Source organism: Nostocoides vanveenii (genome assembly GCF_039531165.1).
Classification (GTDB): domain Bacteria; phylum Actinomycetota; class Actinomycetes; order Actinomycetales; family Dermatophilaceae; genus Nostocoides_A; species Nostocoides_A vanveenii.
The window spans coordinates 102,744-119,305 of record NZ_BAAAPN010000003.1 but is presented as its reverse complement, the minus strand read 5'-3'; the positions used below and the strand labels follow the sequence as shown (position 1 = coordinate 119,305).

The following is a 16,562-nucleotide window of genomic DNA, read 5'->3' as shown; positions in this document are numbered from 1 at the left end:
TTGGCCCACCGCTGAACGAGACGGCCTCCACGTCAGTTGCCCGCGTAGGCCCGTCCAAACGGCCGTCGCCCAACCGGCCCCCCGCCCCGGTCAGCCTCGTCCCGCAGACGCCACAGAATTCCCCGGCCACCGGCGCCCCGCACCCCGAGCAGTATGTCGTCGGTGCTTTGGCCGTCATGTGGTTGGGGCCTTTCCGGCCAGTCCGCGAGCAGGCGGGCGGGGGTTCACTAGAGCCTGCCGCTCGATTCCTCGCCGGGCCACAGGACGGCTACGGCCTCCTGCCACCACGTGCGATCTGTGACAAGCGTCGACGGGAGCGGTTCCGCCTTCCCAAACTGCCCGGTCGTCGCGTCCCAATCGGTCAGCCGCCGGCAAACCCGTCCGGCGACCAGGCCGACGGACCCGCTTGACGAGCTATGGCCCGTGATCAGCAGCTCTGGGGCGGAAGCATCAGGGTCCGCAGCCGCGGTTGAGGCGCGGGCGGCCAGCAAACCGGCGATTTCAGCGATGACGTCCGCACGCTCACCCGGCGCAAACGAGTGCAACCCTCCGGGGAGAATGGCCCAGGTGGCGCACTCAGGAGTCGAACGCTCGAACACGACGACGCGGACCCCATCGGACACAGGCGCGAGATCTGCGGAGACATCTCCCAGGGTGACAACCGCGCTGCGACGCAGCGGCTCGGTGGCCAGGACCAGTGCCTCGCTCCCACCGTCGGCCGCGAGAATTCCTCGCGCAATGAGCGACCTCGATCCCCGGGCGACCGCCGCGATCAAGGCTTCGTACCGGCCCAAATCCACCGTGGCCAAGGGGGTCGGCCAGGGCCGCTTGACGGCGTACGAAATCGCGCAAATTTCGTCGTCCGTGAGGACGACGGATGACACCTTGGACATCAATTCTTGGGCCAAAACTTCCATCCCCAAAGGTCGTAGATGCTTTCGTTGAAGGCCTCACCCGTCTCACCTGGGTGCTGCCACGCGTAGGTAAAGGTGTCCGCGATACCTTGGGGGCTGTAATCGGTTCCGGGTGGGAACAGGCCATTCTTGAAGTCTTCGAAGCCCTGCGCGGACCAGTCCGTCTCCATCGCCATCTGCGCGTTGAATGTCCAAATGTCAATGCTCATGGAACCGAGCTGACCGACCGGCCCCATTTTGTCGATGATCTTCGACGTGGCATCCGTGAAGGCGAAGAAGCGGTCTTCAAAGGACTTCGTCCCGTCGAACAAGATAGTCAGATCATTGGTGACGGCGACGGTATCAGCAGCGAGGTTTGCGTACTTGAGTGGACCAAAGTCGGCGATGTTCTTTGCGACCGAACTGCTGAGGACGTTGTCGAAGAATCGGAGTATGTCGTTGGCGCTGGATAAGCCGCTGTCGTCGAGCCACTGTTGAAGCTCGGCGTCCTTACCACCGACGACTTGACGCCAGACGTCGAGCAATTCGGGGGTCAAGGGACCGGCGCCGCCACCGGTGCCGTCAGAACTACCTCCCGCGGTCGCCATGAGATGATCGCTGTGGCGCTCCTGCGCCGCGGCATTGTCCTGAGCGCGCTTCGCGAGGTGCCTCAGATCGTCGCGAAGACCAATGAGTGCGGGTCGATGCACGCCCGTCCAGCGAGCGCTGAAGCTCGCTCGGTCATTGCCCCGCCAAATCGACTCAGCCTGCCCAAGAGCACGGCCGGCGTCCTGGAGCACGCGGTCGAGAGAGTTCGCTTGTTGATCGAGGCCACGAGCGATGCTCTTGACCGAGTCGACGTTCATGCCATGCGTGATTGCCACTGGCGATTCACCTCCTTTGTCTCACTATTGGCGATGCACCAAAGCCCGCCGACGGGGCCGATTGCTCGACCCCGCGCGGGAGAGATGTCAGAGCTGGTTCGAAGCGTCTTCCTGACTCCGAGCGCTACTGCGCGCCTTCACCGCGAGATCGGAAAGTTCCTGCTTGAGCTTCTGCAGTTGCCCCTTGTACTGGCCGTGCCAAAGTTGCTGGAACTGCTGCGAGTCCTTGCCCACCCAGTCACTCTGCGTCTGGCTGATCAGCTTGTCAACGGCGCCAATGACTTGATCCACGACGTGCGCCTGCCCGTCAAGTTGCTTGGCAATGTCGCGAACGCTTTCGACGTTCATACCATGGGTGATACTGGCCATGACTTTCCTCCTTGAATCTGAACCAGGCTCTCTGGCTGTTGATGAACCTACGGACTCGTTACCGGAATGTCGATGGGTTCGGCGACCCACGCCGAGTCAACGAACGCACCGAGGCGCGAGACCAGCAGCCAATGCTCGATTGTTGTCTTGGCCACGGGTTGACATTGGCACCAGCCGCGAGGTCTCGCCAGTCCTCAGATTTGACGACACAAGCACGTCATTCGGCGACCGGAATCTGCACCTTGACGTACTTCCCGGACGCGATCCAGTAGCCCCGCCCGGGAGGGAAGTCCGCGGGACGGGTTCGCGGCGTCGGCGTGTTGAGCAGGTTGTCGGCATCGTCTGTGCTGGGCTTCAGAACCAAACCCGTTCGTGCCGAACGGAACTCACGCAGCAAATCGGAGTAGGTCGTCCAGTCCGAGGTGTCGCCGTCAGCCACGATCGGGTGTCCGTGCTTCTTGGCGAGCACCGCCAGCTCACGCAATGCGTCATCCACGGGCCCATCGACGAAGGCAGGCAGATTCTCGATGATGACAACCACGCCTGGTCCGGTGTCCGGCGGCGGACTCGCAAGGCTCGACGCCAAGCGGGACGCGAGCTGCACTGATTGCTCCGGATCGTGCTGCGACTCGCGCCAAAGTGCCAATCCCGACAGGGGCGACTTGCGATGCGAGAAGTGGAAAAGCTCCGCTCTCGGATACGCGCGGTGCAGGGACTCAGCAAACCAGCGAAGAGCCGACGTTTTGCCAACTTGAGCACCGCCGGCCACGAGTATGGGACCGGACGGGTCGAATCCGATGGGCTGCAGGGACTCGTCCGAAACGCCCACCACCGGACGGCCGGCGACGCTCGCGGGCACTTGCGCCGCCGTGATCAGTGCGGGCAGCGCGCGCACCGGCTCGGGCCGCACGGGCAGCTTGTGAGCCACCGTCTGAGCGAGTTCCTCCAGGAGCCGGGCCTGGACCGCAACACTGCGTTCGCCACCGAAGATCGCCAACTGCAACTCCTGCGGCTTGTCGGCCTGGAGGGCACGGCCGGGTGGGCTGGCGGGCGTGAGGATGTCACGCGGCACGCCCAGGGCCAGGTAGCCATCCTCGTCGGCCTGGCGCAGCACCACTCGGCGTAGGAAGCTTGCCGCCACCGTCGTCGGGACGGCATTCGGGCGGTCGGCCGTCATGGCGACGTGGATGCCGAGTGCGCGCCCCTCGCCGACAATCTTCAGGAAGGCGGTGTAGACAGCGTCGAGATGGATGGAGCCTTCATACTCCGACCGGAAGGCTCCGAAACCATCGACGAGCACCAGGATCCGCGGCTCGTTGGGCGCGCCGGCTAACTCCCGGTAGTCCTTGAGAGTGGCCGCACGCACCGCGGAGAAGCGCTCGGTGCGTTCGTCCACGACGGCCACCAGCCGCCTGATGAGGCGACGGATTCGTTCTTCGTCTTCGCCGCGGATCACTGCACCGACGTGCGGCAAGGTCTCGAGCGACGCCAGCGCGCCACTGGCGAAGTCCAGGGCATAGACGTGAATCACGCCTCCACGAGGCAGGATCGCCGCGGCCGCCGCCAACGTCCGAAGTGCCGCCGACTTCCCCGAGCCGGTCGCTCCGTAGTAGAGGATGTTCCCGTCGACGTCGGGCCGGAAATGCTCCGCGATCTGCCGCTGATTCTCTGGATCGTCGAGCACGCCAAGGACGAGCGCATCGTCGCTGCGCTGGGTGAGCAGACGCAGGTTGTAGATATCCGCCAAGGAGTCCAGCCAAGGCTTTCGCGGCGCCGGCACGCGCCCCAACTGCGCCGCCGCGGCGATCGAGGCCGTAATCCGATCGAGGTCCGTGGCGACCGGGGCGGGCGCAGACTTCACAGCCGGCGGGGTCCAGCTTCGCCCCGCACCGAAGTCCAGGCTTGAGACCTGGATCGGTGGCGCTTGGGGCGTCGCTGGTGTGCGTGACCCCGGATACGCGGACTGGAACTGCATGATCCGCCCCGGCCCGGTCTTGGCCGCGCCGCGCCCGGGGGTGCCGGGATCGAAGTGGGCCGCCATCGGGGTGCCCAGCACATCCGATGAGTCGGATTCGTCGGCCATCCGCAGGGCGATCCGCAGGTTGGTATTGGCTCGCAGGTTGTCCTTGATGACACCCGCGGGGCGTTGGGTCGCCAGAATGAGATGCAGCCCCAGGGAGCGACCACGCTGGGCGACGTCGACCACGCCGTCGACGAACTCCGGCACCTCACCGACGAGGGCCGCAAATTCGTCTACGACGATGATCAAGCTGGGTGGGCAGTCCGGATCTCCTGTGCGTTCGAGATCGATCAGGTCCTTCTTGCCCCTGTCGTTCAACAGGTGCTCGCGGAAGCGCAACTCCGCCCGTAGGCTCTTCAGCGCGCGCTGGACGAGGTAGGGCGAGAGATCGGTAACCATCCCCACCGTGTGCGGCAGATCCACGCACCGGGCAAATGCGCTTCCGCCCTTGTAGTCGACGAACAGGAAGGCGACTCGGTCCGGGCTGTAGGCACGCGCCAGCCCGAGGACCCAGGCCTGCAGGAATTCGCTCTTGCCGGCACCCGTAGTTCCCCCCACCAGGGCGTGCGGCCCTTGGGTGCGCAAGTCCAGCGCGAACTTCTCCGACCCGGTATGCCCGACCAACGCCCGCAAGCCGGCAGGGCGGCCCACGGCCAGCGCGGGCGTTCCGTCGCGCACGGTGAGCGAGCCGTTCTCGCGCCAGCCGGCCAGCACCGCTTCCGGATCGTCGGGAGAGGCGTCGTCGTAAAGAGCGACGAGAGGGACCGACCGTGGCACATCGCTATCGTCGTCGGTGGGTGCCCCGCTGTCGGTCACCGGCGCAAGTTGTCGAGCCACTTGCGCCGCCGTGGCCAGGTCCAGACCCTCGCAATGCAAGGGGTTCAGCGTCTTCTCGGTGCGGACCATGCCCGCGACCGGGTTCGTCGAACCGATGTCCACGAACGTCCGGCAGGCACCCGGAATCACGTGTCTGCTGGTGGCGACCCACACCACAAAAACACCGAAATCCGGACCGCGTTCGGCCACGCGGGTCAACCGGCCGCGATCCACCAGCGACTCATCAACGATGACCACGACGGCCGGCAACGGAGATTGCGGGCGGTCCTCGTCCTTGACCAGGGGGCCCCTCGCCGCCGCCGTCGCTCCGGACGCTTGCCGACGCACGTCGATCACGTCCTCGATCTGACCCAAGAGGCTCGTCCCGCTGATGGCGTCGGCCACCAGGTGTTGGCTGACGGGTGAGTGCGGCGAGGCCACATGGGGCAGCCACTCGAGCCACGACCAGCGCTGCCTGCCCGCGCTCGACGTCAGAACGCACAGCACGACCTCGGCCGGCGAATGCAGGATGGCGATCTGCGCGACGAGGGCGCGGGCGACATCGTCCACTGGCCCCCGGTCACCGCTGAGGCCGATTCCGCCGACCGAGCGCAGGTCGGCAACCACGGGGGCGTCACGTAGCGTCAGCAACGACTGGTGGGCCGCGACGACCTTGTCCACACACTCCGGGACACCGACGCGTTTCGGCCGCTCCACAATGCACTTGGGCTCGACTGCGCCGATGCCGAGTCGGGTCTGGAGGAACTCCGGGTGTTCGGGACGGCGGGACCACATCACCGGGCTCAGGCTCGCTGCGGCCTGCACGCACTGGGCCACTGATGGGTGCACGTTCAGCAGCTGTTCGCGTTCTCGATCATGCGCGTGGCGCACCTCGGTCGTCACCCGCTCAAGATCCTTCTCGAAGGTCGCGAGGTCGAGCCTGAGCTGGCGCCGCGAGTCGACCTTCTGGCCGAAGAAGCTCCCCGCCATCATCACCGGGCTCATCATGATGAAGAGCACGGCCTGCGGTGTGCGGTTGAAGGCGAACATGACCGTCCCCATCAGCAGGGGCGCCATCATCGCCACCCAGGGGAAGAAGCTCGCTCGGGGCGCCCGCGGCGCATCCGGCAATGCCATGGACTCAGACCTGGGACGTTCCAGGACCCGCGGCGGACGGACGAAGGCCACATCGCTGGTTGCCTCACCCTGCACGGACGTCTGCAGTTGGGACACGGTGAACGTCGTCGCCCCGACGGTGACCAAGTCCCCATTGCCCAGCGTGGCCCGCGCGACGCGGACCCCCCCGATCACGACACCATTGGCCGAGTTTGTGTCGACGATGTCCACTCGATCTCCGACGTTGATTCGTGCGTGGCGCTTCGAGACAAGCGGGTCGTTGACGCGAACATCGCAATCGTGAGAACGACCGAAGTCGCTCGATCCGATGGGCAGTTGCACCTCGAGCCCGGAGTTCGGCCCGGTCACGACGCGCAGCAGCGCGCCCACGCTGCCCCGATCCGCCTTGCCGGCTGCCGCGGCATGAGCCAGTTCGACGGTTGCCCCGGAGCGGAGCCCGGCCTCCAGGACCGGCGTCGCCGGCGCCAGGGTCGCCCCCTCGCCGCGCGATCCGAGCAAGCGCAAGGTCAGGTCCCGTCGTCCCGGATCGGCCCTGCCGTCCTCCCCCGCCGCGAGCGCCGCCGCCATATCCCCGGCCGTCGCCGTCCCGTCCGCCACGATTTGCACATTGGCGCGGCTGCCGTCGGGACGCCGCAGGGTGAGCCGGATTCTCATTCGTCGTCTCCCGGGTCCTCGATCGGGTGGCCTTGAGCGGCGCGGGCCAGGACGGTGGCGTTCTTGCGTGCCTCACGATCGAGGAGGGGCAAGTCGGAGCGCGTGACGAGGAGGGTGGAAACGGCATACTCGACGAGTTGTAGGCGCCTATTGCTTGCCTCGGCACCGGGGCTACCGTGCAGGCCGCGCACCCCGGCGCGAGTCAGCTTGTCGCAGACATTGTCCAGCTTGCGGTTGAACCGCGTCTGCGCCCAGCCGAGACGACGCGCGGCATCCACCGCAGCAGGTACTTCGGCCGCTCCCGATCCGGCGCGCCGCAGGAGTGGTTCGGCAAGGGCGAGGATGGCCAACAGCTGAGTCTCGGTGAACGTGGTCGGCGAGATGGTGGTGTCGCCCGTCGTGACCACGCGGTGTTGCTGGGTCTCATAGGTCGCCACGTCCGTGGTCAGGATGACCTCGTACGCCGTGGCACCCGCTGTGAAGGTCAGCAGCGTGCTCGGGAAGACGAGCGGTAGCCGCGCCCCCGCGGCGAGCGATGTCCGCATCAGCCCCTGCCCATCGGTGAGGAAGGCCGCGATCCGTGATCCCACATTGCGCACCCACCACAGACCGTCCACCAGGCTGAACTCGATGAAATGCCGGTGGAGATACGGATTGTCGTCGATCACGAGGTCACCCTCCCGGCCGATGACAAAGCTGGTCGAGCCGTCGAGTTGATGCACCTCGCCCGCGAAATCGACTGTCAGGGAATATGTTTCGTCAGTCATCAGACGCACTCCTTGATGGGATCGGACTTGGATCCGGTCTGTCGGACAAGCTGGACCGACACACACGTGCGCCCCTTGACGGCGGGCACCGTCACCCGCGTCTCGCTCGTCTGAACCAGCGTCAACTCGGTCGACGGATCCAGGACGCCGTAGAGATAGACATCCCCCGGTAGCGGCGCGGGATTCGACCACTTCGCCGTGACCTTGCTGCCCGACTTGGCCAGCGTCAACCCGACCAGGGGCGGGACGACATCGCCGATCGGATCCACAGGGGCGGCAGTCGTATTGGTCGTCTGCCCGGCAGTTGTTCCTGAGTCCCCTTGGGAGAGAATGAGGTACGCACTGACTCCGCCGACTGCAAACAGGGCCGCGATAGCGGCAGCAATGACGCCGACCCGAGAACCACCGTGCGGGGGGGCATCGACAGGCGGGTCGGGCGGTCGCGCCACCCGAGCATCTCCGGTCCGGTCGGCCCGCTGGGTGTCGCCCTCGATGAGCCCGGGCACCGGTAGGGCGGGCAGTTGCGTCACTCGCGTCGGCGAGCCCGAACCGAAAGCATCGATGACACCGGGCTGTAGTCGGCGATCACCACCCACGTGCGTGGAACTCTCGGTGACGGCGTGAGGTGCGCCGCGATCGAGAGTCGATGCGACCGGCTGCGAGGTGGGCGTCGCACGTGGCGACGTATGCCGATTGGTCTCGACCGGCTGGCTCGTCCCGCTCGGGTCGACGGGCGTGTATCCGGAAACCACGGTTCCGCTTCGCTCGCCCGAGTCCGCCTCTATCTCCTCATCGTCGGTGAGGACCTCCAAGGGCGTGGGGCGAGTGTGCATCTCGTTCTGAACGGCGTTGAGCGCGAATGCGAATTCGGCAGCACTCTGATAGCGCTGGTCGGGATCCTTCGCCATCGCGATGGCCAACACGCGCTCCAGGGATTCGGGGACGCCGACGACCCGGGTGGGCGGCACGGGCGCGGTCATGACGCGGCGAACGAGAGCCAGATTGTCGTTCGGGCCATCCGCGAGAATGAAGGGGCTGCGCCCTACCACCATGGTCCACAAGGTCGCCGCCAGCGAATAGACATCGCCGGCCCGGGTCATCGCCCCACCGGATATCTGCTCTGGCGGCGCCCACTGCGTCGAGAAGGCGTCCGGACCCTCGCTCTGCCCGGTCAGCGAGCCTGAGATCCCGAAGTCTGTCAACGCGGGTTTGCCGCCTTGGGTGAACAGGATGTTCGCCGGTTTAATGTCCCGATGCAGGATGCCCATCCGGTGGGCCGTCTCCACGGCACCCGCGACCGCAATCGCGATCTCCAGGGCCCGATCCAAGGCGTAAGGCCGGGCAACCAGATCGAGTGAAACGTCGCCCCGGTTGCAGTACTCCATGATGAGGTAGGGCGCACCGCCGGCGGCGACCCCGGCGTCGTAGATGGTGACGATGCTGGAATGGTTCGACAACCGGGCCATTGCCTGCGCCTCCGCTTCGAAGGTCGCTTGCTTGCCTCCAACATCACGCAGGAGCACCTTGACCGCCACATTGCGCTGGTGCTTGGAATAGATGAAGACATCGGCGAATCCGCCGCCCTTGAGAAACCGGACGAAGTCATATCCCTCAATGTGCGGCGGCTCGGATTGTTGCCGCCTCATGGCATTTCCTCGAAGACCACCGATGCGCCGTGCCCCAGGTCGAGAATGTCCCCGTTGTAGATCGGGATCGGCTCGGTCAGCTTGCTGGGTTGCTCGCCCCGGCGCCGCAGGAAGGTGCCGTTCAGCGAACCGAGATCGCGCGCGAACACCGTCCACCCGTCCACCCGGATCTCCAGATGGTTGCTCGACACGTGCGGATAGCCCGGTATGACGAGCAGTTGCGGCAGGTCCGCGCCGTGCCCTCGTGCACCACTGGGTTTGCGGCCTACCAGGACGATCCCGATCAACTCGCAGGTCGCGCCCGTCGACGCGCGCATCCGGCCGACGACGGGCTGCGCGACTCGCCGGCCGACATCAGGCGGGATGGCCTCCCGGCAGATGCGGCACGCCGTGCTCTGAGGTGGGTTCGGGTGAGCACGGCTGCAGAAGACAGCAGGGACAGCTGTCGGGTCCGGGGCGACGGATGCCCCGCCGCCTGGTCCCGGGTGCCCGACCGCCCGTCGATCGCTGATGCCCGGGACCAGGCCTTCCAGATCCAGGCGGCCGATGGTCTCGCCGTCGTGGTCGCCGTGCCTGGCGGGCTGCTGCCAGGGCCCGGCGCCGCCGACGCCGGGTCCGACCGGCACACCGGAGATCAGTCCGTCGGCGTTGCGCCACCATGGATCGGCACCTGAGCCCGTCCCCGGGGTCGGACCCGCGGTTGCGGGGGTACCGGGCGACGGCGCGCCAGGGCCGGAGGGACGATTGGGCACGCCTGCGGACGTGTGTTCCTCGCCCGCGTTCCGGACCGCGGCCTCCTCCACCGATCGCGCGATGGTCGCGTCCCACAGATCGTCGAAGGCTCCGGGGATCGGCCCGTCCACATCCAGTTCGCCGGGGAGGAGGGTGACCAGGTCGTCCTCCGGCAGTCGAGTGACATCGAGATCGTTCGGCGCGGCGGTGGCCCCGAGGTCCTCGTTGCCCGGGAACCCCACGACCAGTCCCTCGTCCTCGAGGGCTCGGCCCACCGGCTCGGAGGTCTCCGGCGACTCTACCAAGTCGTCGCGCGCTCCTTCGGCGTCCTGCCCGGTTCGAAGACCGCTCGTGAGCCGGCTGGCGGGCACGACACCGTTCGCCAGCCGACGAGCGACGCCCTCCGCATCGGCAGGCCCCGAGAGCATGAACGCCACTGTGCCCGGGACCAGCCGCTCGGACCAGGTCACCGCTTCGCCACCGCTGATGTCGAGTGGCTCACCGGCAGCGTCCGTCGCGTGGACGCGGAAATCTCCACGGACGGCGAAGTGCACCCCATCGGACAATCGAAGGCCGATCGCAAAGCCGGGGATCGCCAACAGACCACCGCAGGCGGTGCTCAACCCCTCGAGGAATCCCGCTAGATCGCTGCCGTCGGACATGACCGACCACAGCTGTTCGGCAACCGACAACTCCAGATCACCATCGACCAGCGCCAACCCATCAGGCCAGACCAGGCCGTGGTCGTCACCGGCAATCCATGTCACCTCGACCGGCGTCATTCGGACTCCGCCAAGGGTTCGGGTACACGCATCGTCCTGGGGAGGGTCGGCCCGTCGAGATCCATGACGTCATCCGGGTCGGCGGCGGGGGTAGACTCTCGGGGCGCAGCGACGACCTCGATCGCGTCGACCACGATGGCGGTGACATTGTCCCGGCCCCCCGCCTCGATCGCCGCGGCCACAAGACTCCGCGCCGCGGCCACCGGTTCCGGGACGGACAGCAAGGTGGCGGCTATCAGCTGGTCGGTCAGCTCGCCGTGCAGGCCGTCGCTGCAGATCAGTATCCGGTCCCCGGGCGCCGCCACGAGGAGCCACTGGTCGACGGCCGGCCGAGTCGACATCCCGGCGCCGAGAGCCCGCGTGATGACATTACGTTCGCCGTGGCTACGGGCCTCAACCGCATCGATTGCGCCGTGATCGAGCAGTTGCTGCACGAGGGAGTGGTCGATCGTCACCTGCTCGAGTTCCCCGTCGGAGAGCCGATAGGTGCGCGAATCCCCGATATTGAAGACCAGCCAGCAGGGCGTCCCATTCTGCTCCGCCATACCGACACCGGTGACTGTGGAGCCGGGTGCCGAGCGGGCCGAGGCCGGTAGGGCGGACACCTCGCGGGCCGCTCGCGCGACAGCCTCATCAAGACCGGCGGGTGTCACCCACGTTCCCGCGATGCTGTCGACAAAGGCCGCCACGACGGCACGAGATGCTGCGGCGCCGCCGACGTGCCCACCCATACCGTCCGCGACCAGAAAGACGGGCGCACTGGCCAGATAGCCGTCCTCGTTCGATTGGCGTCGCCGTCCACGATCGGTCGCAACACCTGCGGCGACCGTGAAGATCATCTCGTGCTGCGTCATATCAGCCGGCAACGACGACGAAGCTGCGATCACCGAACTCCACGCGGCCGCCCGGAGGAACTGGATAACGCTGCCCGACAATGGCTTTCGTCGGCGCACCCCCAGGAACCGTGACGCGCACGCCGTTCATCGAGTTCAGGTCCTCGACCCAGACGCCGGCTCCATCCGGACCGACGGCCAGGTGGGTCTTCGAGATGGAACGAGCGAGATCCGCGACCGGGATCAAGCGCGCCGATTCGAACCCGGGCAGCTGACCGGGGTTCCGCCCCAGGAGAACTGGGGTGTCGATGTCCAGGACCTCGCCATTGTCGATGCGGATGCGGACGGTGGTGAACGAGCGGGCCAGGGTCCGGTCCAGTTCGTTGCCGCCGCCGGCCACCGGGGCGCTCACCGGCTCCTGCGGCGGGCGCATGTCCCGCACGAGAGGTGCCGGCTCGGCGAAAGTGGGCGTCGGTGCCGGTACGCCGAAGTCCAGGGCGTTCGGGAAACTCGGTGCCGCCGGTTGAGCGACGTAACCGACGTCGAACGCCGGCGCCACCGGCTCTCCCGGGAACACATCGGATGGCGACGGAGAATGGGGGGAGGCCGATGGCGCTGACGTACCCGGGAACCCGCCGGCCGACGGCGGCGCAAACGGAGAATTGGGCGGTGACGGGACGAACGGAGAGTTCGACGGCGCCAGTCCCGACGGGCCCGTGGCGGGTTGCCAGCTGTCCAGGGGCGAAACGGGAGCCGGCTGCGGGGCCGAGGGCAACGGCATACCGCCGGAAGCGACGGCTCCCGGGGCGCCAATGGCGGGCGCACCCTGACCGAAGGGCGATGCGGAACCGGGGAAGGCCACGTGCTGAATAGCCGGCGGGGGCATCCGTTCTGGCACGCCCGTCGGGGTCTCGGCGGCCCGTGCGCCAGGCTTGCGGCCTCGCCGGTTGTTGATCACGACCACGCCAGTCGCCCGGTCGAACCAGTTGCGGCCTAGACCTGGGCGGATCGTCGCCACGAGCAGGATGGCGCCTAACCCGAGGGTCAGGCCGATGACCAGACTCTGCAGGAGGTACTTCAGAAAGGTCTTGCCGCCCGACACTCGGCCGGTTTGGACATCGACATTCTGCAGCCCCAGGAGGATCGCCCCGACCCGCGACCCTTTGGCAAAGAGGACGTAGAGGGCGAGCACACAGAAGACGACGTTGACGGCGATCGCTCCCACCAAGCCGATGCTCAGCGCGCCGCCCACCTCATCGCTGCTCGAGGAGCCGCCCACACTGAGCAAGGCAGCGAACAGGGGCACAAATGCGATGAAGCCGATCACCCCGCCGACCACTGCATCCAGGAGATACCCGAGGATGCGCTCGCCGGTCGACGCCGGGGCATAGCCGGCCAGTGCCGGATGGTGGCCGGTGTCGTCGGCGGGAATGCTCGCGGACATGGTCATGACAGCCCTTTCGATTGGCGTTTTGCTCGCAGCGAGGAGATGGAGGTGACGGCCCGGAGCCGTCGCCGGGTGGGCACCGAACGGCGGATGCCGCGAAGGAGTACGTCGACTTCGGACCACATGCGCCGCACGTCGTCCGGTGTCGGTTCGGCAGCGGAGAAGACCAGAGCGTCGACCGCGGTGGCTATGGGCGCGGCGTCGGTGTCCGGGAAGTGCTTACGCAGGGCAACTGCGTGCTCGCTGCGCGTCGCCGACCGCAACGGGGGCGCCCCGAGATCGACCGTCGCGTCACGGAGTTCTTCCCAGCTGCCGCTGACGCGTTCCGCGAGCGTGGGTGCAGTCAGCCGCCGGCGGCGGCGGCGATGCTTGAGCAGGAGAAGCACGAGCAGCGGGCTGGCCAAGGCCAGGCAGATACCGGCCCCGAGCACGACATACTTTCCGATCCGCGCCCAAAGCGGTGTGCCTTCGTCATCCTGGGGTGGCTTGGCCACGCCCTCGTAGTCGAGGGGCCGATCCGCATCGCTGCGTGGTGGATCGGGCGGATTGAGCACTTGCGGCATCGGCGAGAGCCGTTGCTTCTTGATCTCCTTCTGCGGCTTGCGGTCGTGATCCGGTGTCGGGTCGAAGGCCACCCACGCGTCCGGCTGGAACGCCACCTCCACCCAAACGTGCGCATCCGCGCCCGTCAAGGCCACGGAACCGTCCGCTGCACGGCTCGACGTCGCCCCGGGATAGAACCCCATTACCACTCGGGCCGGGTACCCGAGTTGCCGCGCCATCAGTGCCATCAGGACGGCGTATTGCTCGTCGTCCCCCACGAGCGCGGGTTGCGCGAGCATGACCCCGATCCGCTCGGCGGTGTGTCCGCTTCGCGAAGCCGCGTCCTCGCCGTTCGCGTAGAAGCCTTCGGTGCGTAGTCGGTCGGCGATCGCCGACAACTGACCGTATGGCGTGCTCGCCTCACCCGCGAGATCGGCGGCCGTTTGCGCCACGGCGTCCGGCACTGCGCGCGGCACGGCCAGTTCGACTGGACGGATCGTTGCGCTGGACAGTTGCGCGTCCGGGGGCCGGGTCGGGAGCACGACCGAGATCTCGTATGCCGTTCCCTCCCCCACGCCCGCCGTGGTCGCCACCGTGCCGGTCGCCGAGTTGTAGTAGAGCCCGTCGGCGCATTGCTTGGCGTCGTCGCCGGTGAACCGGACGGCTCGGACATCGCCACCGCCGGGCAGCCAGATCCCCGCGTACTTCCCGACCCTTACCCCGATGGTGGTCGGCTTCCCCTGCCGCGAACCGACGTCGACGCGTGAACCGATGTGCAGATAGCCGGCGGAAGCCGCCTCAACGGCATAGACATCGCCGTCAAAGGTGTCCAGGGTTGCCAGGCGTAGTCGCGCCTCGGCGGGGAGGCCGGTCACGGTCAGCAGGACCTGCTTCTTGAGATCGGTCTCGAGATAGCGGTACTGGGTGAGTGGGCTGGCATACGCGCGCGGATCGAAGGGGGCAATGACATTGTCTCGCAGGACATGTCGATTCGACGTCGCGCCCCATGCGGGAGCGACGACGCTGGCCAAACCGGCGGCCACGGCGATCGTCGCCACCGCGGCAGCGGCGCGGCGCACGGCCGTACCCGAGAAGCCGGCGTCGCCTTCGAGGTACTCCGACGTTATTGCGCGCCGCGCGGCAGATCCTCGCCACGAACCCCACCCCAGTGCCGTCGCCCCGAACAGGACTCCTTGCGCCGGGGCGCCCGATGCGCTCTTGCTTCCCCACAGGATGCCGACCGCGAGCAGCAGGGCACTCGGCACGAGCGCCCAGAGGTAGCGGCGTGCACGCAGGGCGATGCTGCCCGCGCTCGTGGCAAGCACCAGAGCCGACAGGAAGGGCACGACCGCCGGGCCGACGAAGTCGTCGGCCGGCACGCTCACGGTCAGCAGGTCCCGCCAGCCCTGAACGACGAGGAGCAGCAGCCGCCGCAGCGAGCTCAGGGTCGGGATCACCCCAGCGACGCCGAGCGAGGGAAGCGCCAGTGCGGTGCCGAAGCCGAAGTAGGCCAGCGCCGTCACTCCCGCCGTGGCCAGCAGACCGAGCCGTCGCCATGCCCCGATCAGCGCGATCGTCAGGCCGGCGAGGAGCCCGCCGAAGGCCGCGCGGTAGCCCAGCGTCGAGTCGTAAACAGAGCCGAATGACCAGGCACCGACGCCGAGCAGGCCGGCCATGGCCATCAGGTCCAGCGCAGCGGCGCGCGAGAGTGCCCGGACCCCGCCACGATTGTCGGGTGGCGGTATCGACGGGTCGACGCTCAGCGGAGGACTCTCGATCATCGGATCGATCGCACCGCCCTCGGCAGATCGGCCAGGGTCGGGACGTCGATCACGGTCAGGGTGCTGATCCGGCGGCGTGTGCATTGGCCGTCCGTCACGCATCGGACGGCAAAGGCCGCGACCTGCGCCGGCACCGCCAAATGTGCAGCGCGGAGCACGCGCGGTGTGGGGAGCGACCCGGTGACCAGGGCCGCCATCGATGCGCTGGGCACCAGGGCGACGGCGTCCGCGGCGAGGTCACGCAACGGCTTCGCGCGACCATCCGTGCTCAACGGGGCTAGCTGATCGAGCAGTGCGGCCCCGGTAGCGAAGCGGATTCGGCCACGACCGGCCACCACGCTGACCTGCCGCTCCTCGCGCAGGGCCTGGAGAGCCATGGAAGCCACAGACGAGACGGCCACCTCGAACTCATCCGCATCGGCATAGTCGGCCTCGGCCACGGAGAGGATGAGCAGCAGATGGGAGCGCCGGGTCTCCTCGAACTGGCGCACCATCAGCCGACCGACGCGTGCTGTGGTCCGCCAGTGCACCGTGCGCAGATCGTCTCCCTGGACGTACTCACGCAAGGCGTGGAAGGCCACATCGGACGAGGCCAGGTCGTGCGTTGTCACGCCTTCGATGTCCTTGAGGAAGCCTTTGGTGCTGGCCTCGATCGGCACCGTGGCCGGGTGGACATAGAGCGTATGAGCGCCGGTCCATTCCCGCATCCGGCGCAGGAGCCCGAGGGGATCGCCCCGGACCGAGCGGACCGGTCCGATCGCGATCACACCCCGCTGCCTGGTCGGGACCGAGAAGAGGACCTCGTGGTCTGCGTCCTTGGCCAGGGCAGGCAGGTCGAAGGAGGCCACTCCGGATCCGACGGGAAGCTCCATCCGGGCAGGGAGCAGCATCCGGCCCGCGCGATTGCGCACAGTCACGGCCCCGAAAGCCTTCTCGCCGACGGACACCCGGTCCCGGTCGAGAACGATGTCGGCGTCGTAGGCCGCCCGCCCGAGCGTCCACGCGAGGGCCAGTATCGTGACGACGAGAAAGGTCAGCCCGACAACGGTCAGTTCGGTCCAGCCCTGATCACGGCCGACCACGAGGGCCAGCAGACCGCCGCCCAGGACGACCCAACCGAGCCCGGTGACCGACCGAGTCCACGGGCGCACGGCGGCGAGGACGGGCGCAGTTCGCGGGCCGACGAGGTCGACTGCGCGGTCGCGCAGCGACCAGACCCGCCGCCGCCAGGCCAGACCCACCGAAGCCGTCGTCATCG

The 16,562-nt window shown here is 67.6% G+C and carries 11 protein-coding genes; all 11 read right to left on the bottom strand.

Translation table 11 applies throughout. The features are described 5' to 3' along the window. Positions 1-227 precede the first annotated feature (227 nt). The 11 genes from ABD209_RS00860 to ABD209_RS00810 all read right to left on the bottom strand — a co-directional run bounded on the left by ABD209_RS00860 (position 228) and on the right by ABD209_RS00810 (position 16,560). Entirely contained in the window at positions 228-884 is a 657-nt protein-coding gene (locus ABD209_RS00860; protein ID WP_344060759.1) for a hypothetical protein, read from the bottom strand. An 8-nt stretch (positions 885-892) separates the two neighbouring features. Next, positions 893-1,777, bottom strand: coding sequence for a hypothetical protein (locus ABD209_RS00855; RefSeq protein ID WP_344060756.1), 885 nt, complete (start codon positions 1,775-1,777; stop codon positions 893-895). Between the two features lie 87 nt (positions 1,778-1,864). Beyond that, entirely contained in the window at positions 1,865-2,146 is a 282-nt protein-coding gene (locus ABD209_RS00850) for a WXG100 family type VII secretion target (protein ID WP_344060753.1), read from the bottom strand. A 217-nt stretch (positions 2,147-2,363) separates the two neighbouring features. Continuing rightward, positions 2,364-6,773, bottom strand: a complete 4,410-nt coding sequence (locus tag ABD209_RS00845) for a type VII secretion EssC family protein (protein ID WP_344060749.1) — start codon at positions 6,771-6,773, stop codon at positions 2,364-2,366. Further along, positions 6,770-7,540 carry an FHA domain-containing protein gene (locus ABD209_RS00840; RefSeq protein ID WP_324385512.1) on the bottom strand — a complete coding sequence of 257 codons (771 nt, stop codon included), beginning with the start codon at positions 7,538-7,540 and terminating at the stop codon, positions 6,770-6,772. Before ABD209_RS00840 ends, ABD209_RS00845 begins: the two co-directional genes overlap by 4 nt. Then, the gene (locus ABD209_RS00835) at positions 7,540-9,186 is read right to left on the bottom strand and encodes a serine/threonine-protein kinase (RefSeq protein WP_344060744.1); all 1,647 of its coding nucleotides are present in this window, start codon (positions 9,184-9,186) and stop codon (positions 7,540-7,542) included. The genes ABD209_RS00840 and ABD209_RS00835 overlap by 1 nt, the downstream gene beginning before the upstream one ends. Further along, positions 9,183-10,700, bottom strand: coding sequence for an FHA domain-containing protein (locus tag ABD209_RS00830; protein ID WP_344060741.1), 1,518 nt, complete (start codon positions 10,698-10,700; stop codon positions 9,183-9,185). Before ABD209_RS00830 ends, ABD209_RS00835 begins: the two co-directional genes overlap by 4 nt. After that, complete coding sequence (locus tag ABD209_RS00825; protein ID WP_344060738.1) at positions 10,697-11,554, bottom strand: PP2C family protein-serine/threonine phosphatase; 858 nt, start codon at positions 11,552-11,554, stop codon at positions 10,697-10,699. The genes ABD209_RS00830 and ABD209_RS00825 overlap by 4 nt, the downstream gene beginning before the upstream one ends. Before the next feature lies 1 nt (position 11,555). Further along, positions 11,556-12,983, bottom strand: coding sequence for an RDD family protein (locus tag ABD209_RS00820; protein ID WP_344060735.1), 1,428 nt, complete (start codon positions 12,981-12,983; stop codon positions 11,556-11,558). Next, positions 12,980-15,304 carry a transglutaminase-like domain-containing protein gene (locus tag ABD209_RS00815; RefSeq protein WP_344060732.1) on the bottom strand — a complete coding sequence of 775 codons (2,325 nt, stop codon included), beginning with the start codon at positions 15,302-15,304 and terminating at the stop codon, positions 12,980-12,982. The genes ABD209_RS00820 and ABD209_RS00815 overlap by 4 nt, the downstream gene beginning before the upstream one ends. Then, positions 15,301-16,560, bottom strand: coding sequence for a DUF58 domain-containing protein (locus tag ABD209_RS00810; protein WP_344060729.1), 1,260 nt, complete (start codon positions 16,558-16,560; stop codon positions 15,301-15,303). Before ABD209_RS00810 ends, ABD209_RS00815 begins: the two co-directional genes overlap by 4 nt. Positions 16,561-16,562: the final 2 nt, after the last annotated feature.